Origin of the sequence: Streptomyces sp. WAC 04229, assembly GCF_003947455.1 — a bacterium.
GTDB lineage: Bacteria > Actinomycetota > Actinomycetes > Streptomycetales > Streptomycetaceae > Streptomyces.
This window is the reverse complement of record NZ_QHJH01000093.1, coordinates 1-25,455: the sequence shown is the minus strand read 5'-3', so window position 1 is coordinate 25,455 and position 25,455 is coordinate 1. Positions and strand designations below refer to the sequence as shown.

21 protein-coding genes and 3 pseudogenes are annotated in these 25,455 nt (G+C 72.9%); 11 read left to right on the top strand and 13 right to left on the bottom strand.

Annotation, left to right across the window (positions count from 1 at the left end):
• Positions 1–1,205 (bottom strand): DUF6716 putative glycosyltransferase (locus tag DMH12_RS23125; RefSeq protein WP_125493402.1); only part of this gene is annotated, 1,205 nt, incomplete at its 3' end.
• Between the two features lie 198 nt (positions 1,206–1,403).
• Between DMH12_RS23125 and DMH12_RS23120 the strand changes: the two genes are divergently transcribed.
• From DMH12_RS23120 to DMH12_RS23095, 6 genes are all read left to right on the top strand, one after another.
• Positions 1,404–2,378: a glycosyltransferase family 2 protein gene (locus tag DMH12_RS23120; protein ID WP_125493401.1), complete on the top strand. Its 975-nt coding sequence runs from the start codon at positions 1,404–1,406 to the stop codon at positions 2,376–2,378.
• Positions 2,375–3,709 (top strand): polysialyltransferase family glycosyltransferase, encoded by a 1,335-nt coding sequence (locus DMH12_RS23115; RefSeq protein ID WP_125493400.1) that lies wholly within the window; start codon positions 2,375–2,377, stop codon positions 3,707–3,709. Before DMH12_RS23120 ends, DMH12_RS23115 begins: the two co-directional genes overlap by 4 nt.
• Before the next feature lie 130 nt (positions 3,710–3,839).
• On the top strand, positions 3,840–5,105 hold the full coding sequence (locus DMH12_RS23110; RefSeq protein WP_125493399.1) for a hypothetical protein: 1,266 nt from the start codon (positions 3,840–3,842) through the stop codon (positions 5,103–5,105).
• Positions 5,102–7,411, top strand: coding sequence for a polysaccharide pyruvyl transferase family protein (locus tag DMH12_RS23105; RefSeq protein WP_125493398.1), 2,310 nt, complete (start codon positions 5,102–5,104; stop codon positions 7,409–7,411). Before DMH12_RS23110 ends, DMH12_RS23105 begins: the two co-directional genes overlap by 4 nt.
• Before the next feature lie 135 nt (positions 7,412–7,546).
• The gene (locus DMH12_RS23100) at positions 7,547–8,512 is read left to right on the top strand and encodes a glycosyltransferase family 2 protein (RefSeq protein ID WP_125493397.1); all 966 of its coding nucleotides are present in this window, start codon (positions 7,547–7,549) and stop codon (positions 8,510–8,512) included.
• Between the two features lie 3 nt (positions 8,513–8,515).
• On the top strand, positions 8,516–9,889 hold the full coding sequence (locus DMH12_RS23095) for a polysialyltransferase family glycosyltransferase (RefSeq protein WP_125493396.1): 1,374 nt from the start codon (positions 8,516–8,518) through the stop codon (positions 9,887–9,889).
• A 61-nt stretch (positions 9,890–9,950) separates the two neighbouring features.
• Here DMH12_RS23095 and DMH12_RS23090 read toward each other — a convergent pair whose 3' ends face one another.
• Positions 9,951–11,039 carry an acyltransferase gene (locus DMH12_RS23090; protein WP_125493395.1) on the bottom strand — a complete coding sequence of 363 codons (1,089 nt, stop codon included), beginning with the start codon at positions 11,037–11,039 and terminating at the stop codon, positions 9,951–9,953.
• A gap of 302 nt (positions 11,040–11,341) precedes the next feature.
• Between DMH12_RS23090 and DMH12_RS23085 the strand changes: the two genes are divergently transcribed.
• Positions 11,342–12,226: a class I SAM-dependent methyltransferase gene (locus tag DMH12_RS23085; protein WP_125493394.1), complete on the top strand. Its 885-nt coding sequence runs from the start codon at positions 11,342–11,344 to the stop codon at positions 12,224–12,226.
• Between the two features lie 219 nt (positions 12,227–12,445).
• Entirely contained in the window at positions 12,446–13,441 is a 996-nt protein-coding gene (locus DMH12_RS23080; RefSeq protein WP_125493393.1) for a class I SAM-dependent methyltransferase, read from the top strand.
• Here DMH12_RS23080 and DMH12_RS23075 read toward each other — a convergent pair.
• The 3 genes and pseudogenes from DMH12_RS23075 to DMH12_RS39460 form a co-directional block, all read right to left on the bottom strand.
• Positions 13,426–13,761, bottom strand: a pseudogene (locus tag DMH12_RS23075) (TetR/AcrR family transcriptional regulator C-terminal domain-containing protein); the annotation flags it as partial. The gene DMH12_RS23080 and the pseudogene DMH12_RS23075 sit on opposite strands and share 16 nt — an antisense overlap.
• 13 nt (positions 13,762–13,774) lie before the next feature.
• A complete protein-coding gene (locus DMH12_RS23070; RefSeq protein WP_125493404.1) occupies positions 13,775–15,013 on the bottom strand; it encodes an RNA-guided endonuclease TnpB family protein in 1,239 nt (412 codons plus the stop codon).
• Positions 15,014–15,202: 189 nt separating this feature from the next.
• A pseudogene (locus tag DMH12_RS39460) lies at positions 15,203–15,340 on the bottom strand (TetR/AcrR family transcriptional regulator C-terminal domain-containing protein); the annotation flags it as partial.
• On the opposite strand from DMH12_RS39460, the pseudogene DMH12_RS40525 reads away from it, so the two are divergent.
• Positions 15,310–15,489, top strand: a pseudogene (locus DMH12_RS40525) (hypothetical protein); the annotation flags it as partial. The pseudogenes DMH12_RS39460 and DMH12_RS40525 sit on opposite strands and share 31 nt — an antisense overlap.
• Positions 15,490–15,502: 13 nt before the next feature.
• Here DMH12_RS40525 and leuE read toward each other — a convergent pair.
• Together leuE and DMH12_RS23055 are read right to left on the bottom strand one after the other, a co-directional pair.
• Positions 15,503–16,156: a leucine efflux protein LeuE gene (gene leuE, locus DMH12_RS23060; RefSeq protein WP_125493392.1), complete on the bottom strand. Its 654-nt coding sequence runs from the start codon at positions 16,154–16,156 to the stop codon at positions 15,503–15,505.
• A gap of 71 nt (positions 16,157–16,227) precedes the next feature.
• Complete coding sequence (locus DMH12_RS23055; protein WP_125493391.1) at positions 16,228–17,826, bottom strand: methylmalonyl-CoA mutase; 1,599 nt, start codon at positions 17,824–17,826, stop codon at positions 16,228–16,230.
• A gap of 250 nt (positions 17,827–18,076) precedes the next feature.
• Here DMH12_RS23055 and DMH12_RS23050 point away from each other — a divergent pair, with 250 nt between their 5' ends.
• Complete coding sequence (locus DMH12_RS23050; RefSeq protein WP_125493390.1) at positions 18,077–18,982, top strand: L,D-transpeptidase family protein; 906 nt, start codon at positions 18,077–18,079, stop codon at positions 18,980–18,982.
• A 131-nt stretch (positions 18,983–19,113) separates the two neighbouring features.
• Here DMH12_RS23050 and DMH12_RS23045 read toward each other — a convergent pair whose 3' ends face one another.
• The 6 genes from DMH12_RS23045 to DMH12_RS23020 all read right to left on the bottom strand — a co-directional run bounded on the left by DMH12_RS23045 (position 19,114) and on the right by DMH12_RS23020 (position 24,658).
• Complete coding sequence (locus DMH12_RS23045) at positions 19,114–20,289, bottom strand: hypothetical protein (RefSeq protein WP_185832484.1); 1,176 nt, start codon at positions 20,287–20,289, stop codon at positions 19,114–19,116.
• On the bottom strand, positions 20,289–20,951 hold the full coding sequence (locus tag DMH12_RS23040; RefSeq protein ID WP_125493389.1) for an RNA polymerase sigma factor: 663 nt from the start codon (positions 20,949–20,951) through the stop codon (positions 20,289–20,291). The genes DMH12_RS23045 and DMH12_RS23040 overlap by 1 nt, the downstream gene beginning before the upstream one ends.
• Before the next feature lie 353 nt (positions 20,952–21,304).
• A complete protein-coding gene (locus tag DMH12_RS23035; protein WP_125493388.1) occupies positions 21,305–21,712 on the bottom strand; it encodes a hypothetical protein in 408 nt (135 codons plus the stop codon).
• A 126-nt stretch (positions 21,713–21,838) separates the two neighbouring features.
• A complete protein-coding gene (locus DMH12_RS23030; protein ID WP_125493387.1) occupies positions 21,839–22,369 on the bottom strand; it encodes a hypothetical protein in 531 nt (176 codons plus the stop codon).
• Between the two features lie 87 nt (positions 22,370–22,456).
• Entirely contained in the window at positions 22,457–22,993 is a 537-nt protein-coding gene (locus DMH12_RS23025) for a hypothetical protein (RefSeq protein WP_125493386.1), read from the bottom strand.
• 99 nt (positions 22,994–23,092) lie between these two features.
• Positions 23,093–24,658 carry a glycoside hydrolase family 20 protein gene (locus DMH12_RS23020; RefSeq protein WP_125493403.1) on the bottom strand — a complete coding sequence of 522 codons (1,566 nt, stop codon included), beginning with the start codon at positions 24,656–24,658 and terminating at the stop codon, positions 23,093–23,095.
• A gap of 251 nt (positions 24,659–24,909) precedes the next feature.
• On the opposite strand from DMH12_RS23020, the gene DMH12_RS23015 reads away from it, so the two are divergent.
• Complete coding sequence (locus DMH12_RS23015; protein WP_260474314.1) at positions 24,910–25,419, top strand: 2-oxo-4-hydroxy-4-carboxy-5-ureidoimidazoline decarboxylase; 510 nt, start codon at positions 24,910–24,912, stop codon at positions 25,417–25,419.
• Positions 25,420–25,455: the final 36 nt, after the last annotated feature.

Here is a 25,455-nt window from a genome sequence, read left to right as displayed (position 1 = left end):
GTGCCGTCGGGGGCGAGGTGGTGGCGGGCGAGGATGCCGGGCAGGTAGCCGGGGGCGGTGACGGGTGTGTAGTACGGGGTGAGCGGCGGCAGTCCGCCGGACCGGCCGAGCAGGGCGGCGATGCGGTCGCGGGCCTCGTCGAAGGCGGTCGCGTACTCGCCGTCCGCCGCGACGCCCTGCCGGGCGACCCAGTCGGCGTCGGGTGCCGGGCGGTGGCCCTCGTCGAGCTGGTCCCAGGAGGCGAGGCAGCCCGAGCCGACGAAGTGGTGGTTGCCGAGCGCCTCGCGCACGCCGAGGTCGGTGAGGACGACGGTGGGGATGCGGCGGTGCAGGGATTCGAGGGCCGCGGTGGAGCTGATGGTGACCAGCAGGTCGGTGCGGTCCAGCACCTCGCCCATGTGCCCGTAGACCAGGCGGAAGTTGGGCGGCGGATCGGCCCGCTGCACCAGCTTCTGGTACGGCAGCTCCTCGATGTGCGTGGTGTGCTCGCCCGGCTTGGAGCGCAGCTTGAGCAGCACCTCGCGCTCGGGGTGGCGGCGGGCGTGCCGGATCAGCCGTTCGAGGAGGTACGTACGGTCCTTGCGGCTGTCCGGCACGGAGGGCTGGGCGGCGAAGACGACCGTGTAGGGGCGGTCGGTGCCGTCGGGCTCGCCGGGGTACCCCGCGCCGCCGAGGAAGGGCAGGGCCACCTCGGTCACGGCGGCGGCGTCGGCGCCGACCCCCTCGTACACGGACCGGAAACGCTCCGCGTCCTGGCGGGAGTTGGCGAGGACGAGGTCGGCGCCGTGACGCAGCAGCAGGCCGTCGGCGAGCTTCTCGTAGACGACGCCCACGTAGCCGGTGACGACCACGGGCCGGTCGGCGCGGTCCCGCCAGGCGCGGCCGAGTCCGTGCAGCATCGCCTGGACGCCGCCGCCGACCAGGGCGAGGACGAGGACGTCGTAGGACTCCTCGCCCGTCGCCGCCTCCATGGCGCGCAGGAACTCGACGGCGGTCACCTCGCGGAGCGAGTCCGCGGTGACGCCGACCTCCCGCAGCTGGCGGGCGGTGGGGGTGGCTCGGCCGCGCAGGAGGTAGCCGTCGAGGCGGATGTCCTCCGGTTCCGCGGGGGAGATCCGGGTCGCGGTGAGCGCGCCCCATTTCCACCGGGTGTCGGAGTCCGCCAGAACGGCGACTCGCAGGGCCTTCGTTGCACTTGCTGGCACGTCGTAGACGCTAGGAAGCCATTTCTAGGAACCGCCCAACCGGAATCCAACAAAGGGTGAACAGCACGTCGCCGACAGGGGAATCAGCTCGCCCGGCATCCGTAAAAATGTTCGCTTCACTGCTTCGCCACGCCGCGTTCACCTCACCTCAAGGCGGCGGTAAAGCCGAATGCCGGGCCGGCGCATAACGTCGCTCACGTGCCCAAGCTCTCCGTCATCGTGCCGTTCTACAACGTTCGGCAGTACGCACCAGACACCCTGCGGAGTCTGCGCGCAAACGCGCGGGACGACTTCGAATTCATTCTCGTCGACGACTGCTCGACCGACGGGACCGCGGACCTCCTCGCCCGTGCCGAGCGCGAGCTGCCGGGGGCGGTGCTGGTCATACACGAGAGGAACGGCGGCCTGGCGACCGCCCGCAACACCGGCATCGACCGGGCGCGCGGCGAGTACGTCGCCTTCCTGGACGGCGACGACTGGCTGGCGCCCGGCCACTGCGCCCGGCTGGTGGCCGCGATCGAGGGGCTGGACGTCGACTTCGTGCGCACCGACCACGTGCAGTGCACGGGGCGGACCCGCACGCTGCACCGCGTCCCGCACGGCCGCCGCAACGTGGCGCTGCGTCCGCGCGACGCGATCCTGCCCGCGCACCGCTCGACCTCCGTGGACTACGCGTACGCGTGGGCGGGGATCTACCACCGGCGGCTGGCCGAGCGCGGTCTGCTGCACTTCACCGACGGGCTGCGCACGGCCGAGGACCGGCCGTGGATCTGGAAGCTGCACCGGGAGGCGGACTCCTTCGCGGTGACCGGGCTGCTCGGCGCCTTCTACCGGCGCGGGGTGGCGTCCTCGCTCACCCAGGTCGGCGACATCCGCCAGCTCGACTTCATCCGCGCGTTCGACGAGGTCGTCGCGGGGGCGGCGGGCGACGCGGAGGCGGAGCTGCTGCTGCCCAAGGCCGTGCGGACGTACTGCGCGATCATTTCCCACCATCTCGGTTCCATCGAAAGGTTCGAGCCTGCCGTGGCGCGGAAACTCAAGGAGATGAGCGCGGCGGCGCTGCGGCGGATGCCGCAGGACGCACTCGACGTCGCGCTCGGGTCGATGGACGCCGAGCGCGCCACACGACTGCGCCGGCTGCGCCGGCGTGCCGGGACGGGGGCGGCGGCATGACCACGCAGATCTTCCTGGCGTCGACGCTGTACGGCACGGCGACGCTCGCGGCGGCCCTCGACACCGGCAGCTTCGCCCCGGCCGACCGGCGGATCCTGCTGGTCTCCAACAACGCGGCGACGCCCGAGACGGCCCCGTCCGTCGACCGGATGCCGGGGTTCGAGCGGCTGCGCGACCGGTTCGACGACGTGGTGTCGTGGAACGAGGTGATCTTCCCCTTCCACCCCGGCGGCTGGTCGCCGCGGCTGGACGACGTACCGATGTGGGAGCGGCACCTGCGGCTGGCCTGGGGCATCGGCGACGACGACGTGGCGCTGGCCGTGGAGTCGATCCAGGTGCACCCCGCGCTCGGCGTGGCGCAGATCTTCACCGACGCGCCGCTGACCGTCTACGCGGACGGGCTGATGAGCTACGGGCCCACCCGCACCAAGCTGGCCCCCCTGGTCGGCACGCGCGTCGAACGGCTGCTCCACCTGGACCTGGTGCCGGGGCTCGCGCCGCTGCTGCTGACGGAGTTCGGCGTCGAGCCCGAGATCGTGCCGACCCCGGCGTTCACGAAGGTGCTCGCCGAGCTGGCGGAGACGGGCGCGGGTCTGCCGGACGTGGAGCGGCCCGCGGTGCTGCTCGGCCAGTACCTCTCGGCACTGGGCGTGCTCTCCGCCGAGGAGGAGGAAGACCTGCACGTGCGGATGCTGACCGGCGCGGCGGCGCTCGGGCACACCCGCGTGGTGTTCAAGTCCCACCCGACCGCGCCGGCGCGGTTCACACGGACGCTGGAGCGGGAGGCCGGGAAGCTCGGCGTCGAGCTGCACGTGGTGGAGACGCCGGTCCTCGCGGAGGTGCTGTTCCAGCGGACCCGCCCGGCGCTGGTCGTGGGCTGCTTCTCCACGGCGCTGCTCACCGCGTCCACCCTGTACGGGCTGCCGGTGGCGCGGCTCGGCACCGAGACGCTGCTGGACCGGCTGACGCCGTACGAGAACAGCAACCGCGTCCCCGCGACCCTCGTGGACGCGCTGCTGCCGGACCTGTCCGACGCCGCCGCGGTCGCCGAGGGCCGGGCCGCCACGGACGCCGACGCCCTCACCGCGCTGCTGCGGACCGTCGGCTTCGCGATGCAGCCGAAGGTCCTCCCGGAACTCCGCCCCGCCGCCGAGGCCTACCTCCGCACCGGCCTGACCCCCCACACCTGGCGCTACTTCAAGAAACGCCGCCTCACGTCCCTGGGCCTCCCCGGCGGCATCCCGTCCCGCCTGGGCTTCCTGCCGCACAACTCGACGGCCCGGAGCGTCGTGCGCCGGGCCCGTGCGATTCGGCGGTCCCTGGGGCGTTGAGGCGGCTGGGTGCCGGGTGCGTGCGGGGCCCTTGGGCAGGGCGAGTGTTCACCCGGTGTCCGTCCCCCGGACACCCGCGGAGCGTCGGGCTCCGGCACATTCGGGCTCCGGTCGGAGAACGGTGGAGCGCATGACGAAACCCCTGGCGGGATTGTTCAAGGCACGGCATAAGGACGCCGCCAGGCCGGTGCTGTACGCGCGGAGCATGCGTCTGTGCGGTGAGCACCTCGCCGGGGAGGGCGACGGGGCCGGCGTCCCGCAGGTGCGGCTCAGCCGGGCGATCGGCGTGTTCGCGGCCTCGCTGGACAGCCCGTCGGCCGACCCCTTCGACGCCCTGCTCCAGGTCGGCGAGCGGGCGCTGGAGGCGGGTGGGGAGCGCGGGCTGGGCCTGGCGCTCGGGCTCGCCGAGTCGTCGGCCGGCATCCGGCAGCGGTCCAAGGGCGCCTGGCGGCTGCGCGGCCTGGCGCTGGACGGGCTCGGCCGCGGGGACGAGGCGCTCCAGTGCTACGAGCGCTACGTCACGCTCCTCGGCGGCGGCACCCCGGCGCCCGAGGTCGCCCGCAGGATGGACACCCTGCGCCGCCGCCGGGCCTGCGTCGAAGCGGCCGTGGCGCTCTTCCCCGAGGCGGGTGCCGGTCTCGCCGACCTGCTCCGCGAGCCCACCACGACCACCGCGGTCGTCGAACCCCGGTTCGCCTCCTTCGTACGGGAGCGGCTGGCCGAGCACGGCCCGGGCGACCCGGCGGTGCGGCGTCTGCTGGAGCTGCACGGGCGTCACCGGCGCCTCGTCGAGCAGGGCGCCGTACCCGAACCGCTGCTCGGCGGCGCCACCCCGGTCGGCGTGACCGGTCTGCGGGCCCTGATCGCGGGGCGGACGGTGTGCCTGGTCGCGAACGCCGGGGACGTCGCCGCGAGCACCCTGGGCGCGGAGATCGACCGCTACGACCTGGTGGTGCGCTGCGACGGCTACCGGGTCCGCGCCGGGGGCACCGGCGAGCGCACCGGCCTGCACGCCGTCACGCTGCGGGGTGGTGCCCCCTGGGAGGAGCCCGGCTGGACGCGGCCGGCCGGCATCCGGCTGGTGTTCGGCGACCCGGCCGCCGACTGGCGCCGCGCCGTACGGACCCGGCTGGCGCCCGGGGCGCAGGAGCACGTCGGCGACGCCTCCCTGCGCCGCCCGCTCGCCGACCCGGCCCTGCTGGGCGAGGGCGGCTGGGAGCCGGCGACGACCACCGCCTTCACCGTGCTCAGACTCCTGGACTTCCTGGACGCGAGCCCCCGCCTCGACCTGATCGGCTTCACCCCGCCCGGGCGGCTGCGGCCGAGGGAGGCCGAGTGGGTCATGGACCGCGCGACGCACGTCGACGACAGCAAGATGAGGATCGCGCTGCGATGACCCACTCCCCCGCCTCCGCGGACGACCGGAGCACCGTCACCGGCAGACGCCGGATCGCCTTCGCCGTCCACACCGACCGGGACGGCCTGTCCCGCCTCCCCACGCTGATCCGCAGCCTCGCGCTGACCAACCCGGGGGTGTGCGAGGACTTCGTGGTCCTCCACCCCGGTCTGCCCGACGACGCGTTCGACGCGCTGCGGCCGCTGCACCCGCGCCTCGTCACCCGCCGCGCGGAGGCCGGCCGCGGGGACGTCTTCCGGCTGGAGGGGTACGACACCGTCCTCGCCCTCGATCCCGGCATGGTCGTCCTGGGCGACCTCGGCGAGCTGCTGCGGATGCGCCACGGGGTGGCCGCCGTACCGCGGTCGCCGCACGCCGGACGGCACGCCGGAGAGCAGGACGGGGAGCGGCCGGTGGTGCCGCCGGACGGGCTGTTCGTCGTCCAGCGCGCGGACGTGGACGACGCCTTGGCGACCCGGCTCGCCGCCGCGTCCGGCTCCGGCTCCGGCTCCGGCTCCGGCTCCGGCGAGGGCCTGGCGCCCGACGGCGTCCTCACCCCGCTCGACGCGCGGTACGACTTCCCCGCCCGCCGCCTGCACGACGACCTGCCGGTGCCCGAGGACGTCGTCGTCCTGCGCTTCACGGGACCGTCCGACACCCCCGGGCACGGCCCGGCGGCCGAGGCACGGCGCCGTTTCGAGCTGGGCGACGAGGAGTTCCGCGCCGCCTTCCGGGCCCTGCGCGGACGCAAGCACCCCGACCTGCTGGCGCACTACGCCCCGCCCCTGCTGAAGGCCCGCCCCTCGCTGGACCTGGCCCGCACGGTCGCCGACGTGTACCGCGGGCAGGGCCGGTACGACGAGGCGGTCGAGGTCCTCGCGCCCGTCGTGGCGGACCGGCTGGACGCGCCGCGCTGCCACGAGACCCTGGGCGTCTGCCTGATGGCGCTGTCCCGCTACGACGAGGCCGAGGCCCACCTGCTGCTGGCGGCCGCCTCCCCCGACGTCGCCCCGCGCGCCTTCGCGCAGCTCGCCCGGCTGGCCCGGCTCCGCGGCCGGGAGGCGGACGCGCACGCCTACGCCCGCGAGGGCCTGGACGCCGACCCGACCGACGCGGGCTGCCACGCCTGGTACGTCCGCACCCGGGCGGACGGCCCGGAGTCCGACGGCCCGGACTCCGACGGCACGGCCGGCGACGCCCGCGGCCCGGAGCCGGACCCCTCCGAACAGCTCGCGCACGTGGCGCTGTTCGCCGAGGGCGACGAGAACGCCGGGGACAAGGTCCTGCCCGAGGCCGTACGCCTGTGCTTCGGCACCGACACGGGCCCCCGCCGCTGGTACCCGCAGCCGGTGCACCGGCTGGTCGACGAGGCGGCCCTGGAGCGGCTGAACGCGCGCCGCGGGGTGGTCGTGGGCGGCGGCGGTCTCTTCCTCCCGGACACCTCCCCCAACGGCAACAGCCACTGGCAGTGGAACGTGCCGGACGACCTGCTGGCCCGCGTCACCGCGCCGCTCGCGGTGTTCGCGGTCGGCTACAACGTCTTCGACGGGCAGCAGTACCGGCGCCGCCGGTTCGCCGAGAGCCTGCGCGTCCTCGTGGAGCGGTCGGCGTTCTTCGGGCTGCGCAACCACGGATCGATCGACCGGGTCCGCGAGCTGCTCCCCGCCTCGCTGCGCGACCGGGTGCGCTACCAGCCCTGCCCGACCACGGTGGCCCGGCAGCTGCTCCCGGGCCGCTTCGAGGCGTCCGAGCGATCCGACACCGTCCTGGTCAACTGCGCCTACGACCGCGCGGGCCTGCGATTCGGCCACGACTACGGGCACTTCCTCGCCCAGACGGCCCACGCGCTCGGGGCGCTGCGGGAGCGGGCGGACGTCCGGTACGCGGCGCACATGCCGGCCGACGAGCGGTTCGTGCACGACCTGCGCCGGGAGCACGGCATCGCCCTGCCCGTCGAGCGGCTCTACGCCGTCTCGAACGACGCGATCCGCGACCTGTACGCCCGCGCTCGGCTGGTGATCGGCATGCGCGGGCACGCCGGCATGATCCCGTTCGGCTGCGGGACCCCGATCCTGAGCCTCGTCTCCCATCCGAAGCTGGCCTACTTCCTGTCGGACATCGGGCGTCCGGAGTGGGGGCTGTCGGTGCACGACCGGGAGCTGGGACCGCGCCTCGCGGAGCGGGCGTCCGCGGTGCTCGACGACCACGCGGCGGCGGTCGCCGACGTGCTCGGCGCGCAGGAATTCCTGTGGAAGACCACGCAGGCGAACCTCCAGGAACTGCGGAGCGTCTTCGACCCGACGTGACCCCGGGCGCGAATCACCAAGAATTCACTTCCACCGCGAACGGAGTTCGCTTTTCCGCGCCCGGCTGGACACCGGCGGATTCGGAGGCGTCGTTAGCCTGTTCCAATCCCCGACCTTCGAGCGTGAGAGGCCCGCGTGCCGAAACTGTCCGTCGTCGTCCCCATGCACAATGTGGAGACCTTCGCCGAGAGCACTCTGAGAAGTCTCGCCAACAACGCGGACCCGGAATTCGAGTTCCTGCTCGTCGACGACTGCTCCACGGATGCCACGTCATGGGTGATCGACCGCTGGGCGGAGCGACGCTCCGACACCCGGGTGATCCGGCACGAGACCAACCGGGGCATAGCGCAGGCCCGCAACAGCGGAATCGACGCGGCCCGGGGCGAGTACGTCACGTTCCTCGACGGCGACGACTGGTACGGGCCGGGGTACCTGCCCGAACTCGTGCGCAGCATGGATGAGTTGGGCTGCGACTTCGCCCGTACCGACCACGTGCAGGCCACCGGCACGGAGCGGGTGATCAAGCGGCCGCCGGCGCCCGTGCGCAACACCGTGATGGACCCGCGCGACGGCATCGCGCCGCCGCACATGGAGACGATGGTGGACTACCCCTTCGTCTGGGCGGGGATCTACCGCCGGCACCTCTTCGCCGACGGCGGGATGCGCTTCGCGACCGAACTGCGCACCGCCGAGGACCGGTTGTGGATCTGGCGCCTGCACCTGAAGGCGCGCTCGTACGCGTCCGTCGGTCTGCACGGCGTGTTCTACCGGCGCGGCGTCGCCACCTCGCTGACGCAGATCAAGGACTCCCGGCAGCTGGACTTCATCCCTGCCTACGACATGCTCCTCGCGGACCTGCTGAAGGACCCGGAGGCCGAGCGTTTCCTGCCGAAGGCCGTGCGGACGTACTGCGCCATGATCGCCTTCCACCTCGGCAAGGTGGACGAGTACGAGTCGGCGGCGGCCCAGCGGCTGCGCCGGGAGGCGCGGGAGGCGCTGCACCGCATGCCCCAGCACGTGCTGGAGGAGACCCTCCGGACCATCGACAGGACTCGCGGCAGGCTGCTCAACCGCCTGCGTGACGGGCGGAAGGCTGCCTGACCCATGTCCCACACCACCTCCACGCCCCACCGGACCCAGATCTTCCAGGTCTCCACCCTGTACGGAGCGGCCACCCTCGCCGCGGCGCTCGACGCGGGCCTGTTCGGGCCGCGCGACGGTGCCCGGCGGGTGCTGCTGGTCTCGAACAACGCGGCGATACCCGAGACCGCGCTGCGGCTGGACGAGATGCACGGGTACGGGCGGATAACCGCGCGGTTCGACTCCGTCGTCAGCTGGAACGAGGCGATCCGCCCGCACCACCCCAGCGCCTGGGGCCCGCGCGGAAACGACACGGCACTGTGGCAGAAGGCCTTCCGGCTGGCCTGGGGCATCGACGAGCGTGACCTGGTCGAGCTGGCGGTCGAGTCGATCCAGGTCAACCCGGCCCGCGCGCTGGCGGCGATCTTCTCCGAGAGCGCCGTCCACGTGTACGCCGACGGCCTGATGAGCTACGGCCCGACCCGCGAGAAGCTCCCGCTGACCATCGCGAGCCGCGTCCGGCGCCTCCTCCACCTGGACCTGATCCCGGGGCTGCGGCCCCTGCTGCTGTCCGAGTACGGCGTCGAGCCCGAGATCGTCCCCGACGACGCGTTCCGCGCCGTGCTCGACGAGATCTCCCGGGAGGCGGCGGACGACTCCGAACTGGCCCCGGTGCTCCGGGAGAAGCCGACGGCCGTGCTGCTCGGCCAGTACCTGGCGGCGATCAACATCCTCACCGCGCAGGAGGAGGAGGACCTGCACGTCCGGATGCTCACCGGGGCCGCGCGGGCCGGGCACCGGTCCGTGGTCTTCAAGCCGCACCCGACGGCCCCCGCCGGTTACACGGCGGCCCTGAGCAAGGCGGCGGCGGACGCGGGCGTACGGCTCACCGTGCTGGACGCGCCGCTGCTGGCCGAGACGCTGTACGACCGCTGCGCGCCCGAACTGGTCGTCGGCTGCTTCTCGACGGCGATGGTGACCGCCTCGGCCTACTACGACGTTCCCGTCGCCCGCGTGGGGACGGCGCTGGTGATGGAACGGCTCAAGCCGTACCCGAACAGCAACCGGGTGCCGCTGGCCGTGGTCGACCACCTGGTGCCCGACCTGGAGCGCGGCGAGGAGCCGGCCCGTGTCGGCGCGGCACCCGGATCGCTGTCACCGCTGGTGCGGGCGCTCGGCTTCTGCATGCAGCCCAAGACGTACGCGGACCTGCGGGAGCCGACCGAGTCGTGGCTGCGCGCCCAGTTGGCCGCCACCCCCGCCCACTACTTCCCCGAACTGCGGCTGACGGAGCTGGGACTGCCCGGCAGCCGCCCGCAGTTGCGCGCGAGGCTCCAGGTGCGGCGGGCCCGGCGGGTGGTGCGCAGGGCGGTGCGGCGCGGCGCCGGGAAGAAGTGACCGCGGCCGGGCCGCGGGCGGCGTCCGCCCGCGGCCCGGCCGTCGTCGCGGCCCCCGCCGCTCAGCCCAGCCAGCGGCCCAGCCGCAGCCGTGTCCACAGCAGGGCGGCGGCGAACGACAGCACGACCGTCGCGACCGTCAGCCCGGCGAGCCCGCCCACGGCACCCGCCCAGCCCGCGTCCGCGGAGACCACGCGCGGGGCGAGCGCCTCCAGGAACATCAGGTGGACCAGGTAGGCCCCGAAGGAGGCCCCGGCGAGCCGGGCGAGGAGCGGGCGGAAGCGCTCCGGCACCCTGATCCGGTTGAGGGCCATCAGCAGGGTCCCCGCCAGCAGCGCCACCACGAGCGAGGCGTACGGGCCGGGGAAGTGCACCCGGTGCTCGTAGACGGCCACCGCGGCCCACGCGCACAGCCCGCCGGCCAGCCACAGCAGCCGCCGTCCCCGGCCGCCGACGGCGGCGCCCGGCAGCGAGAGCAGCACGGCCCCGGCGACGGCGTACGCGATCTGGTAGACGCCGAACTGCCAGGCGAAGGGCGGGACCCGGACGTCGAGGAGGCGCCCGAGGTCGCCGAGCACGGTCGGCGCGAGGGCGATGCCGAGCAGCGCGGCACCCGCGCCCCAGGGCCGTTTGCCGCCCCGGACCAGGACGGCCACCGAGAGCAGCAGGATCACGGGGACGTAGGCGTACAGGTACCAGAGGTGGAAGGCGGGCCGGACGGAGCCGAACACCGCGTCCAGGGCGAGGTCGCGCACGGGGCCGGTGTGGGCGTCCCGCACCCGGTCCCAGAGGAGGTAGGCGACGGTCCACACGGCCATCGGCACGACGATGCGGGTCAGCCGCCCGCGGACCTGGCCGTCGTCACGGGGCGGCGCGCCGCTGAGCACGACCCACCCGGCGATGGCGAAGAACAGCGGCACGGCGCACCGGCTGAGCGCGTCCCCGGTGAGGGCGGTCCAGTAGACGGGCCCGCCGCCCGCGGGGCTGCGGTCCACGGCCTTCATGAGTTCGCCCGCGGCGTGGCAGACGATGACCCCGACCGAGGCCAGGACGCGGACGAGGTCGATGTCGTACCGGTGCTCGCCCCGGACGCGCGGGGGCGGGGGCGCAGCGGCGGTGGCGGCGGGCCGTACGGAGTCGGCGGCGGTCAGGGGCTCGGCGGCGATGGGTGGTCACTCCCGGGTAGGACGCGCGGGGACATCGGTGCAGGCTATGAGGGCGCCGTGAGCGGCGGGAAGCCGTGCCGGATGAACATCGGCCACCTGTGCGTGACCTTCCGGTGAACGGCGGGAGACGTCGTCCGGCGGCCTTCCGGTGTTCCGCAGAAGTTCTCCCGGCGGCCCGTCCGGAGGCAGCGCGTCCGGCCGAGGACCTCCCTAGTCTGGCCGCACCCACCCCACTGGCGTTCCACGTACCCACCTGCACCTCCGTGACGGATTGAGGTCGTTCGCCCATGAACAGCCGTTCCCTGCTCCGCAGTCCGGTCTCCCGGCGTCTGCTGCGTCCCGTGGCGGATCTGATCGACCAGCGCATCGACCGTCGGGTGCGCTCGGCGGTCCGTGAGGCCACTCCTCACCGGCTGACCTGCGACGTGCTGCTCGGCGCGGACGGCCGGGGCCTGTCCCGGGTGCTGGCCGAGGGCCCGCTGGAGCGGCTGCGCGCCGAGGTCGCGGCGCTGTCCGGCGACCGTGCCGCGGCCACCCGCAACGTCACGACCGCCTACCGTCTCCTGATCGCGCTGGAGTCGCTGGGCGTGGGCCGGATCGCGGGCGGCACCATGAACATCTGCGGCAAGCTCGCCACCGTCCCGCTGCTCGATCCGCCGAACGACGAGGTCCTGGAGATAGGGACGCTGTACGGCATGTTCTCCACCGGGCTGGTCCGGATGCTGGAACGCGACGGCCGCAGCCCGGGCCTGACCATCGTGGACCCCTTCGCCGGTGTGCAGCTCCAGCCCGGCACCACCGTGCGTCCCGACCCGACGGGCACCCCGGTCGACGAGCACGCCGTGCGCACCAACCTCGCCCTCGCGGGCCGGGCGGGCGCGGAGGCCCGGATCCGGCGCGGCTACTCCGAGGACCCCGAGACCCGGGCGGCCGTCTCGGACCGCGCCTACGGCGTGATCGTCGTCGACGGCGACCACTCGGCGAAGGGGGTCCGCCAGGACCTCCAGTGGGCCGAGGAGATCGCCGCGCCCGGCGGGATCGTCGTCCTGGACGACTACGGCGACCCGAGCTGGCCGGGCATCAAGGAGGCGCTGGACGGCCATCTGCGGGACGGCACGCGCTTCACCTACCTGGGCAGGGCGGCCCACTCCGCATTCCTGCGGGCGTCTTGAGCACGGTTCGCGAGCGCCCCGGACGGGTGAGGACGAACGCCCTGGAGCCGCGGGTCCGAGGGGCCGTCAGCGACCTTTCCGGCGCTGTCGGAGCGGTCACCCGACGCCTTGGTCGCGGTCGGTGCTCGCCCGGACACGTTGAGCAATTCGTGTGATATTCCTTCGATCGGATCGCGCGCGCCGACCCCATTTCCGGCTCGGAGGAGGCATCCTCCCCTCATGGCCACTGCCCAAGAGACGCACAAGTACCCCGGTGAGCTGAACGACGTCCCCGGCTGGTTCTGGCCGCTCGACCAGGTCCTGTTCTCCTGGTTCCTGGAGCGCCAGGAGACCATGGACACCCGCGGCGACCTGCTGGAACTGGGTGCCTACCTGGGCAAGAGCGCGATCCTGCTCGGGCACCGGCTGCGGGACGGCGAGACGCTCACCGTCTGCGACCTGTTCGGGGCCGAGCCGCCGGACGCGGCCAACCGGGCGGAGGCGGCGAAGTCGTACTCCTCCCTCACCCGGCAAGCCTTCGAACGGAACTACCTGTCCTTCCACGAGACCCTGCCCACCATCGTCCAGGCGCCCAGCTCAGCGATCGTCGACGAGGTCGCGCCGGGCAGCTGCCGCTTCGTCCACATCGACGCCTCGCACCTGTACGAGCACGTCGAGGGCGACATCGGCGCGGCCCGTGATCTGCTGGGGCCCGACGGGATCGTCGTCCTCGACGACTTCCGCAGCGAGCACACCCCGGGCGTCGCCGTGGCCGCCTGGGAGGCGGTACTCAACCGCGGGCTGCGCCCGGTCTGCCTGAGCAGCCAGAAGCTGTACGGCACCTGGGGCGACCCGGAACCGGTGCAGGAGGCCCTGCTGGCCGCGCTGCGCGGGCGCGACGACATCGCGGTGACGGTGGAGCGGGCCGCGGGACAGCGGCTGGTACGCACCCGCGCCAAGAGCAAGCGGCTGAGCCCGCCCCCGCTCCCGGTCTCCCGGCACCCGGCGCCGACCGAGCCGGAGGCACCGCCGGCGGACACCGCATCCGTGCCGGGCCAGACCACCCAGCCACGCCCGGCGGGCCGCACGGCCGGGACCACCCGGCCACCGAGCCCCCGCGCCCGGACCCGCCGACTGGCCCTGGACCTGCTCCCGCCGATCGCCACCCGAGCGGTGCGCCGGTATCTGGCCGCGCAGCGGGCGAAGTCCGGCGGGTCGGGTCAGTCCAGGCCGTAGGCCGTGCCGATGCCCGTGATCACCAGGGCGAGCGCTTCCTCGAAGTGCCGCTCGTAGTCCGTGAAGATCTCCGCGCCCGCCGCGGCCGTCAGCGGGTAGGCGGCCAGCAGGCGGGCGCGTTCGTCCACGTCGAAGCCTTCCCTGCGCTCGTCGGGCAGCGGCTGGACGCCCTGTTCCTCGGTGACGAAACCGAGCGTGAACAGGTACGCCGTCGTACTGGCCCGCACCGCCTGCGCGAGGGTGAGCCCGGCGGCGGTGAACAGGCGCAGGCTGTCCTCCATCTGCTCGGCGTGCTCCGCGCCGGTGAAGCGTGAGCCGGTCAACTACCCGGCGCTATGGCGCCGGGTTTGCACAACGGGCGTCACTGGCGGTGATGCTGCGTTTGCGTCCAGTCCCACTCCGAGGTGTTCGGGATGGGGCAGGGGCCGTTGACGGGGCCCCGCGTCGCCACAACTCCCACGCTCTGGCGCGGATGTTGCGGGAGCCGTTCCGGTCCGCGTGATCAACGAATCCGCAGGACCGGCACGCGAACCAGGCCTGCGAGACCCGGTTCGCCTTGTCGATGTACCCGCATTCGGCGCAGGTGCGGGAGGTGTACGCCGGATCGACGTGCACCACCGGCACGCCCGCCTTGCGGGCCTTGTACGCGATGAACTGCCCCAGCTGGGCGAAGGCCCAGCTGGAGTGGGCGGCCCGTTGGGGCTTGCGAAGCCGTACCCGCTCGCGGATGCCCGTCAGGTCCTCCAGGGCCATCCCGCGACCGGTGCGTTCTGCCTCGGCCACCACATGCTTCGCGATCTTGTGGTTGACGTCCCTGGCCCGACGGGCCTCCTTGCGACGCCGCTTCTTCAGACGGCGCTTGGCGGACGGAGTGTTCTTGCGCTGCAGCCTGGCGCGCAGGCCGCGTTCTCGGACGCGCGCACGATTGAGTTCGCGTCCGGCCATGATCTCGCCGTCCGATGTGGTGGCGATGTTGACGATGCCCAGGTCGATGCCGAGGAAGTCCACCGGATCGGGGTTCGTCGGTGCTTCGGGGATCTCGCAGGTGGCGTTCAGGAACCACATGCCGTCCCGGCACACCAGGTCCGACTCGCCTCTGCGGTGCAGGGCCAAGGTGGCCAGCTGCTCCGGCGAGGCGGTGAACGCCACGTCCTTGATGCGCCCTGCCACCGTCCAGACCGAGACCCGTCTCTCGACCGTCTGCCAGGACAGCATCCGGTCGTCATAGGGCTGCGCACCCCGGGGCCGGAAGCAGACCGGTTTCCCGGCCGCCCGGCGATAACGCTTCGAACCGGGCTTCCCCAGATTGCCTGCCTTCAGGTTCGCCCGCAGCGTTGCATACGCATCACACGTCTTCTTGACCACATGCTGGGCAGCCTGCGCACCCAGCCCCCACCGGGCCCTGACCTCGTCGTAGACAAGCCTGCGCAACGCGAAATTCCGCCTCACGTCCTTCTCGAACGCCACGCCACTGACCCAGGTGGCTGCCTCATTGCAGGCACGCAGGGTCGCCTCAAGCGCCGCCGCCTGCACCGGCGTCGGCAGCAGTCTCACCTGCACCGTCAGCTTCACGATCACCGAACGTACATACATGTACGACCATCCACCGCACGTTCCCTCCTGATCACTCGACCGAGTGAACCTGCTCTGTGCGCACCATCTCCGGCCCCCGCCGGAGACGACAGCCGGCCGCTCCGCGCCGCGACCGCAAGGATGCGATTCCTCCCAGAGGTGAAGCCCTGGGGTTCCTCGCAAGACCAGGCTGAACACCCTGGCGCCGTGCCGGTAGCCGAGCAGGCTCGCGCGCAGGCCGCGGTTGGTCTTGAGCAGCCGCTCCCGCCAGGTGTCGGCCGGGTCGAGCGGGGCCCCCGCCTCCACCCGCCGGTACATCTCGGTCGACCACCGCGGCGAAGTGCGGCGCGGGCCGACGGCCGCGCTCCCGACGCGGCACGGGCCCCTTCCTCGTACGCCCGGACGGGTACGTCGGCTGGGCGGGCGACTCCCCGGCCGGCCTCGACGCCCACCTCGCGCGCTTCGGCCGGTCCTGACGGAGCCAGGCGGCTACGCGCTCGCGACCGAGAGCTTCACGGCGAAGCCCAGGAACAGCGCCCCCGCCGCCGAGGTCGCCCCCGCCGAGAGCCGCCTGCGGCGCCGGAAGGCGGCGGCGAGGCGGGTGCCGCTGAAGATCAGCGCGCTGAGGTACAGGAAGCTGGCCACCTGCGCGAAGACGCCCAGGACGACGAAGGACAGGGCGGGATAGGCGTAGCCCGGGTCGACGAACTGCACGAAGAAGGCGACGAAGAACAGGATCGCCTTGGGATTGACCAGGCTGACCACCAGGGCCCGGCGGAAGGGCCGCTCGTCACCTCCGGCGGCGGGGGCGTCGGTGTCCCGCGCGGCCTCTTCCCGGCGCGTGCGCCACATCCCCCACGCGGCGCGCAGCATGCCGAACGCCATCCAGGTGAGGTATCCGGCACCGGCGTACTTCACGATGCCGAACAGCACCGCGTTGGCCTGGAGCAGCGAGGCGACCCCGGCGGCCGACAGCGTCATCAGCACCGTGTCCCCGCACCAGACGCCGGCGGCGGCCGTGTACCCGGCGCGCACGCCGCGACGGGCGGCGACGGAGAGGACGTAGAGCGAGTTGGGACCGGGGAGCAGGACGATCAGAGCGAGACCTGCGAGGTAGGTGGGGAGATCGATGACGCCGAACATGGGCGGAGTGTCGCACGAAGTCCCGAAACTCCGCCCAGGTGTTCCACTGTTCGAGAACGGCCCCGACGGCGTCAGAAGACGTCCGAGGGCTCGTACGTCCCCCAGACCTCCCGCAGGGCGTTGCACACCTCGCCCACGGTGGCGCGGGCCCTGAGCGCGTCCTTCATCGGGTAGAGGACGTTGTCGGTGCCTTCCGCGGCCTTCCTCAGCGCCGCCAGCGCCGCGTCGACCGCCTTCTGGTCGCGTTCGGCGCGAAGCCCGGCGAGGCGTTCGGCCTGCTGCGCCTCGATGGCCGGGTCGACCCGGAGCGGCTCGTACGGCTCCTCCTCGTCGAGCTGGAAGCGGTTGACGCCGACGACCACGCGCTCGCCGGAGTCGGTCTCCTGGGCGACCCGGTAGGCGGAGCGCTCGATCTCGCTCTTCTGGAAGCCGTGCTCGATGGCGTTGACCGCGCCGCCGAGGTCCTCGACCCTCCGCATCAGATCCAACGCCGCGGCCTCGACGTCGTCGGTCATCCTCTCCACGACGTAGGAGCCGGCGAAGGGGTCCACGGTGGCGGTCACGTCGGTCTCGTAGGCGAGGACCTGCTGGGTGCGCAGGGCGAGGCGCGCCGACTTGTCGGTGGGCAGCGCGATGGCCTCGTCGAAGGAGTTGGTGTGCAGCGACTGGGTGCCGCCCAGGACCGCGGCGAGCCCCTGCACGGCGACGCGGACCAGGTTGACCTCGGGCTGCTGGGCGGTCAGCTGCACGCCCGCCGTCTGCGTGTGGAAGCGCAGCATCAGCGACTTGGGGTTCTGCGCGCCGAACTCCTCGCGCATCACCCGCGCCCAGATCCGGCGGGCCGCGCGGAACTTGGCGACCTCCTCCAGGATCGTCGTACGCGCCACGAAGAAGAACGACAGGCGGGGCGCGAAGTCGTCCACGTCCATCCCGGCCGCGACCGCCGTGCGCACGTACTCGATGCCGTCCGCCAGGGTGAACGCGATCTCCTGCGCGGGCGAGGCACCCGCCTCCGCCATGTGGTAACCGGAGATCGAGATCGTGTTCCACTTCGGGATCTCGGCCCGGCAGTACTTGAAGATGTCCGCGATCAGCCGCAGCGAGGGCTTGGGCGGGAAGATGTACGTCCCGCGCGCGATGTACTCCTTCAGCACGTCGTTCTGGATCGTGCCGGTCAGCTGGTCCGCGCTCACTCCCTGCTCCTCGGCGACCAGTTGGTAGAGCAGGAGCAGCAGCGCGGCCGGGGCGTTGATCGTCATCGACGTCGAGACCTTGTCCAGCGGGATGCCGCCGAACAGCACCCGCATGTCGTCGACCGAGTCGATGGCCACCCCGACCTTGCCGACCTCGCCGCTCGCGATCGGCGCGTCGGAGTCGTGGCCCATCTGGGTGGGCAGGTCGAAGGCGACCGACAGTCCCATGGTGCCGTTGGCGATCAGTTGCTGGTAGCGGGCGTTGGACTCGGTGGCCGTGCCGAAACCGGCGTACTGGCGCATCGTCCACGGCCGGCCGGTGTACATCGACGGGTACACGCCCCGGGTGAAGGGGTACTTCCCCGGCTCGCCCAGCCGCTCGGCCGGGTCCCAGCCCTCCTGCGCGTCGGGCCCGTAGACCGGCTCGATGGGCAGTCCGCTCTCGGTGGACCGAGCACTGCCCGACTCGCGTGCCATGGTGTGTCGCCTCCCGCTGAGCACCTGTTCGAACCGATCGGACCACCGGCTCCTGCTCGCCGGTACGGCCGGTCCTCCGACGGACTGTAATCACGCGTCCGCACCCGGTGGAGCGGCGCACGCCGGGACCTTGCTCACAGCCTCCAAGCGGTCCCGGTCACAACAATGCCGCTCCGTTCAGGCGGCGTCATCCGCGGGGAACATCTCAGGGGACATCCGTGCGGAGCCGTGGGACGACGGGGGGGCCGTGATGCGTGAGGCGAGCATGGGGAACGCGGGGAGGGCGGTCGCCCTCGCCGTGGGGGCCGCGCTGGTGGCGGCCGGTTGCACCGTGCAGGGCACGGGCCCGGACGGCAAGGGGCACTCGCCGGTGCGCATAGACGTCACCGGCGCCCCGCCGAAGCACACGCCGGCCGAGGACCGGCCGTCGAGCCGGCCGCCGTCGGGTGAACCGCGTACGGACGAGCCCCGTACGGAGGAGCCACGTACGGACGAACCGCGTTCCGACCCCGGCCCGCTCCCCGCCCGGGTGCTGTGGACGCGCGGCGACTCCGGCCGGGACGTGCGCGAACTCCAGGCCCGGCTGCGTCAGGTCGAGTGGCTGGTCGACGGGCCGTCCGGGACGTACGACGACCTGACCGAGCACGCGGTGAGCGGCTTCCAGGGCAAGCGCGGGCTGCCGAGGACGGGCAGGACGGACACCGTGACCTGGCAACGGCTGCTGGACATGACGCGCGAGCCCGGCAAGTGGGACCTGTACCTGATGGGCGGGCAGCCGGCCGCCGCGCCCGACCCCCGCTGCACGACCGGCCGGGTGCTGTGCGTCAGCAAGTCGAGCCGGACGTTGCGCTGGATGGTCGACGGCCGGACCGTCTCGACGATGGCGGTGCGCTTCGGGTCGCAGCGCACACCGACCCGCGAGGGCGTCTTCGAGGTGTACTGGAAGTCCCGCGAGCACTGGTCGACGCTCTACGACACGGCCATGCCCTACGCGCTGTTCTTCAGCGGGGGCCAGGCCGTGCACTACTCGTACGACTTCGCGGCCCGCGGCTACGCGGGAGCTTCGCACGGCTGCGTCAACGTACGGGACGAAGCGGCGATCAAGGATCTGTTCGCGCAGGTGAGGAACGGCGACAAGGTCGTCGTGTACCGGTGAGGCGCGGGGCGGGGTGAATGGGGCGCGGGCGGGACCGGGGGAACGTGTCCCGCCCGCGCCAGGTGCACGAGCCGCAGGTACGGGGGGAACCCCGGCTCGGTGCGGAAGCCGATGACCAGTCGGCTCACTCATTACTGCGCCCGGGTGGCCGAAAGTGTCACACCCGTGGGGCACGAATCCCCGTCGTCGATGAAAGCGCAGGTCAGGGAGCGGAAGGCGGACGGGGCGTGCCGCTGGTGAGGGCGTACGGCGTCGGGGCCGGACGGAGCGGGGCGGCGGTCGTCGTCGTCCTCGTCCTTGCCGTCGTCTCCTTCGTCGCTCTTCTTTCCGCCCTTCTCCTTGCCTTTGCCCTCACCGCCCTTGTCGCCCTTGTCGCCCTTGTCGCCCTTGCCGTCTTTGTTGTTCTTGCCGTTCTTGTCGCGGTGGTCGGTCCTGTCGTCGCCGTCGCCCTCGCCGCCACCCATCCGGAGTTCGCCGTCCCGGCCGTCGGCTCCGGTGACGGCGAGGAGGTGTCTGCAGTACTTCCCGACCCGCGACGAGCCGCCGGCCGCCTCCTTCAGGGTGCGCCGGTGGGCGTCGTCGACGTCCTTGCCGGCCCGCACCTTGCGGCACACCGCGACGTGGCCGGAACGCCGGGCGTCGGCGCCGCCGGTTCCCCGGTCCTCCGCCTCCCGGCTCTCCGAGTCCCGGCGCTCCGGGGGCCGGTTCGCCGCGGTGCCGCCGGCGCCCGGGGTGACCGCGCCGGACGTGCCCGAGGGGGTGCCGTCGGGCACCGCCCCGCCCTGCGCGCCTTCCATCGGGGAGGGAGAGAGGAGCGGACGGTCGGGGGAGACGGCGGCCGAGGCACTGGCGCCGGGTTCCGGTTGGGTGCGGTCGAACGGCGTGGGCAGCACTCCGGTTCCGGCTGCCACGGCGACCCCGCCGATCATGCCGACGGCCAGCGCGGCGACCATGCCGAGCCGCAGGGACCGGCTCCAGCCGGGGCGCCGGAGACTGTCACCGCGCGGGCCGATCCGTACCAGACCGGCGTCGGAGGGCCGAGTCGCGGCGCCGGTCGCGAGCGCGCCCGGGGCTCCCGCGGAGAGGTCGCTCCGTTCCGCGTACGCCTTGCGGAAAGCTGCCAGCGCGGCTGCCTCACCGGGGAGTTCGTCGGTGGTCGGCGGGGGTGGGGTGGAGAGCGCCCCCAGGGCCAGGGCGAGCCGTTCGGCGCGTTCGCGGTCCGCGGGGCGGACAGCGTCCGGTGACTCTCCGCGCAGCAAGAGCTCCGCCGTTTCGCGGTCCAGCCACTTGTCCTGCTCGTCGGCCATCACATGTCCTTCTGCGTCCGCGCACGCGTATGCGTCACACTGGCGGACGTCACCGCACGACCGCGCGGTTCTCGCTGCGGCGGCAGGGCATCGAGCGCGCCGCCGGATTCCGGATCGCAGGAGAGCAGTTCGGCCAGCCGCTTCAGGCCGCGGTGCGCGGCGGTGCGGACGGCTCCGGGCCGCTTGCCGAGCGTCTCGGCGGCGCTCTTGGCGTCGAGGCCCACCACCACGCGCAGGACGACGGCCTCGGCCTGGTCCTGGGGCAGCCGGGCGATGAGCGAGAGGGTGCTGTCGGTGGCCAGGGCCTCCATGGCCTCGCCCGCCGTGTCGGACTCGGCGGGCCTGCCGGCCAGCTCCGTCTCGTCACCGCCGATCGCGGGCCGGCGACCGCGCATCCGGATGTGGTCCAGGGCCCGGTTGCGGGCGATCCGGGCGGCCCAGCCGCGGAACCGGTCGGCGTCCCCGTCGAACCGCTCCAGGTCGCGGGCGATCTGCAGCCAGGCCTCGGACGCCACGTCCTCGGCGTCGTGATCGCCGACGAGCGTCCGCACGTACCCCAGCAGCCGCGGATGCACGGCGCGGTACACAGTCCGGAACGCGCTCTCGCTCCCGTCCTGTGCCGCACGCAGCGCGGCGGTCAACTCCGCGTCGTCCCCCAGCACCGAGAAGCCTTTCTGCGCCTAAACCGGCGCCGCTCTCGCGGACGTGGTCCTCGCCGTCGTGGTTTCGCCATGGATGGTCGCGGTGGTCTCCCGCAACCCGTCGCGGGAGCGAGCCCCCCGCTGGTCGGCACGAATGGCACGTTACGTCTTGAAACCGCCACCGTCCATGTCCTGATCGCATTGCCGTACAAGATGCAACTAACCCGTGACGCGGTGAGGTGTGACAGAAAACGCACTCCCGGCGCTGAAGGGAGTACGGGCCGCCGCGCGGCCCGTGCCGCGCGACGGCCGGGGCCTCTCCTGTGGGGGGTGGCGGCCCCGGCCGTTGCCTTGGCGGCCGGACCGCGCCGCCCTCACCGGCCCGTCGTCGCGTCCCGGCACAGCAGCCGGAGCGAACCGTGACCGGCGAAGCAGCGACGGGCCTCGTCGACCGGGTCCCACAGCCGCCCGTCGGGAGTACGGATCCAGTGGTCACCGCCGGTCGCCCACCACTCGCCGCCGGACTCCCGGGCGATCACCTCACCCGCATATGCTCCCAGGCCGCGCAGCGCGGTCTCCACGGCGGCGTACGGCGCCCCCTCGCGGCGGATGCCGTCGATCACGCGGTCGACGCGCCACAGGCTCTGCGCCGAATAGTCGAGGCGCAGCCGGGCTCCCTCGCGCATCGTGGCCACCGCGTCCGCCGCCCACCGCACCGGCTTCGCGGCGGCCGACGGCCGGTTCTCCTGCTGGGTCGTCAATCCGCTGGTCACAGTCGTCATATGGGCTAGAGCGCCGCCGGGCGGAGTTTCGTCACAGGCTCGCCGGGGCCGTTCCGCAACCGGCGCAGGACCACCCCACCTCCGCCACGTCCGCCGCACCGCCGCCGCGCGTTCGCCGCACGACCGTCACAGGCGGGCGTCCCGCCCGCGCGCCCGGCGGGACACCACGGCACGCAGGACCCGGCGCCCCTCCGTGGAGACCTCGAGGGCGGGGCGCAGCCCGGCCGGGCCGTGCGCGGCGAGCAGGTCCAGGACGGTGACCTGGCGGCGCAGTTCGCCTGCGACGAGCGGTGCCGGCCCGTCCGTGTCCGCGGCCGGGTCCAGGAGCCGGTGGACGCGCAGTGCGGCGGCGGAACAGGCGTCGGCCCAGGTCCGCAGTGCCGGGCCGGAGCACGCGTCCGGCGCGTCGGCCAGCATCACGCGGGCCAGCAGCACGGCCTCGTCCTCGCCCGCACCACCGGTTCCCGCGAGTGTGGCGCGCACCTGCGCCAACTCCCCGGCCCAGTCGGGTTCGGCGTCGTCGGCGAGGGTGGCCCACAGGGGTCTGAGGACCTCGTCGTCGCCGTCGAGGAGCGGCAGACAGCGATCCAAACAAGCCAGTCCGCTCGCGGCGAGTCCGCGTGTGTCGGCCTGTGCGATCAGTTCCACCAGGCTCATCGGTTGCCTCCCTGTTCCCGCCGATTCGCCCCGCTCACCACCACGGAGCCCACACTGACCCTTACAGCGTGCGACGACCCGGGAGTGTCACAGCGGGACGACGCCCAGCCGGTCGAGGAACCGGAAGAAGAGTTTTTCGGCCACCGGACCGGCCTCGTCGCCCCCGGCGTCCGCACCGGCGGCCGGTTCCGCCGCGAGCACCTCCGCCAGGTCCACGGCGCTCGCGGTGCGCCCCGCCTCTGCGGCCCAGGCGACGGCGCGTTCGGCGGCGTCCCGGGGCTCCAGGAAGTAGTCCTCCAGCGTGAGCCCGTCCCGTTCGGCGCCGAGGTACCCGGCCATCGCGGACCGCGCCAGACAGGTCGTCCACGCCCCGCTCTCGGGCGCCGCGGCCTCCACGACCACGCAGTCGCTGTCCATGACGTACCCGAACAGGGCGGGGGCACCGGTCTGTCCGGCCAGGTCGTTCATGTTGCCGACGTCTCCGTCGCCGCCCGGGAACTCCCACACCTGCCAGCCGTCCGGCGCGGACTGACGCAGCGCCATGTCCGAGGCGCCGGCCAGCGCGTCCAGTTCGGCCAGCGGTCGCGCCCCGCGGCCCACGACGAAATAGCCCCAGTACCCCATGTCCCGGTTCCCCCCGGTGTCGGTTCGGCTGCCCAAAGACCACCACAGCCGTACGCGAGTTCGCAGCCGGATAGGACAATCTCGTATCAGTCAGGGAGATCAGTCGAGCCGGTTCGCCAGCGAGCTGAAGTCGGCCCAGGACAGCTCGGGTTCGCCCGGGTCCCACAGCTTCTGGACCGTCGCCGCCAGCGGCAGCCTGATGCCCTCGGCGACCTGCGCCTGCGTCTGCGCGCTCGGGATGTCGCCCCAGACCGCGAAGCTGCCGCCGAGTATCTGGTCGTCGTACTTGGCGTCGACGGCCGTGGTGCCGCGGATGACGCGGGGGGTCCACTGCTCGTAGATGCGCTCGCCGGTCGGGTAGACGAAGGTCTGCGGCTCGCCGAGGACGTAGTAGAGGAACTCGTCGTTGTAGTTGAGGACCTGGCGCCCCTCGGCGAGGTACTCGGTGGGCGGCCGGGCGCCGATCTCCTTGCCGGTCCAGTAGGCGACCTTGATGTCCTTCGACGGTTCGACGGACGTGTCCTTGAAGAAGCCGTCGTTCCAGGCGCGCGGGACGCGGTCGTGGGCCTGCACCGTCTTGGCGCGGTCGTTCAGCCACTGGGTGGTGAGGTCGGCGACGGTGCCGCCGGAGCCGTAGGCCTTGCGGGCGGCGGCGGCCAGGTCCGGGTAGGACGCCTCGGGGTCGGGCACCACGAGCGCCTGGTACTCGTCGGCGCCCAGGTGGAACTGGGAGCCGGGGAAGAGGTCGGCGTACTCGTTCAGCAGGTCGTCGACGATCTCGGCGGACTCGGGCTTGGAGATGTCGATGGCCCCGCGCGTCGGCGTGCCCTGCGCGTTGCGCAGCTGGAGGTCCGGGTGGGCGGCGATCACGGCGCCGAGGTGGCCGGGCGAGTCGATCTCGGGGACGACGGTGATGTGGCGCGAGGCGGCGAGATCGATGATCTCCTTCATCTCCGCCTTGGTCAGGTGGTCGTCCGAGACGATCTCGGGGTGCGAGTCGGACTCGATGCGGAAGGCCTGGTCGTCGGAGAAGTGCAGGCCCAGTTCGTTGAACTTGAGGTCGCCCAGCTCGCGTATCCGGTCCTTGATCCAGTCGGCGTCGTAGTGCTTGCGGGCGATGTCGAGCGAGAAGCCGCGCTTCGGCTTGGCGGGCTCGTCCTCCACCACGCCCTCCGGCGCGGCGCCGCCGCCGTCCACGGCCTGCTTCAGGGTGCGGGTGCCGTAGTAGACACCGGCCTCGGCCGGCCCGCTGACGGTGACCCGGCCGTCGCGCACGGTCATGGTGTACGACTCGGGGTTGGCGCCCTTGTCGGCCTTGACGTCGAGGAGCACGTCCCCGGCGCGTTCGTCGTCCTTCTCCCCCGCGTACGTCAGCCCGAGGTCGCCGGCGATCTGCCGTCCCTCGTCGGCGAGGGCGGCGTCGGCGACGACGACGCGGTGCTCCTTCTCCGGCTGCCAGCCGGGGCCGCGGGCCGCGGTGTGCTCACGTACGGCGGGTATGGTGCGCGGTTCCTCGGACAGCGGGTAGGAACGGCTCGGGCTGGGCGCCGCCGCCTCCGCGGGGGACCGGGCGGCCTGGCCTCCCCGCCCGCCGTCACCGTCTCCGTCGGTGGCCCACAGGCCGACTCCCACACCGAGCGAGGCGACCACCGCACCGGCGATCACAGCCCGCTGCCTCACCTTGTTCGCCGGTATCCGGCGTCCGTGCTCGCTCACGGCGCCAACCTAAGCGCGCCGCTGCCGCATTGCGTCCACCACATGTTCTGAAACTCTCCCGTTCGGGTGAAATTCGGGCATCGGTCGGACACGTCATGCCGTCACTCGATAACGTGACGCCACATCTTTCGCACACGAGGACCACGCTGCCTGTGCACCGTCTCCCAGATCTCTCCGGCCGAGTGGCCATACCGGTACCGGTGCAAACACGCGCCACTCCGGCGACGCCCTCACCACTGGACCGCTTCAACACGGCCCCCGCCGACGAAGCGGCCCGGACCCTCCTGGCGTGCCTGGGAAGCCACGACTGGGCCCACCGCCTGACGGCGCACCGCCCCTACCCGGACCTCTCCGCCCTCCTCGCGGCGGCGGACGAGGCGGCATACGACCTGCCGGCGACGGCCCTGACGGAGGCCCTGTCGGCGGAGACCCGGCCCGCCCTCCCGGCCGACACCTATGCGGCGGCCCACACGGCCCTGAACGCGGCCCACGCGGCCTACGAGTCCCTCTTCGGACACGTGTTCGTCATCTGCTTGGACGGTTTGAAGGCGGACGAGGCCTTGGACTACGTACTCGCGGGCATCCGGTCACGTTTGTCCAACGATCCGGAGGAGGAGCGCCCCGTGGCGGCCGAAGAACTCCGGCGACTCGCCAGGATGCGGCTGAGCAACGCCCTCAGGGGCGCGGGGAACTGCGCGACCAGCCACTGACGGCCCGCACCCGGCAAACCACCCAAACCCCCACCC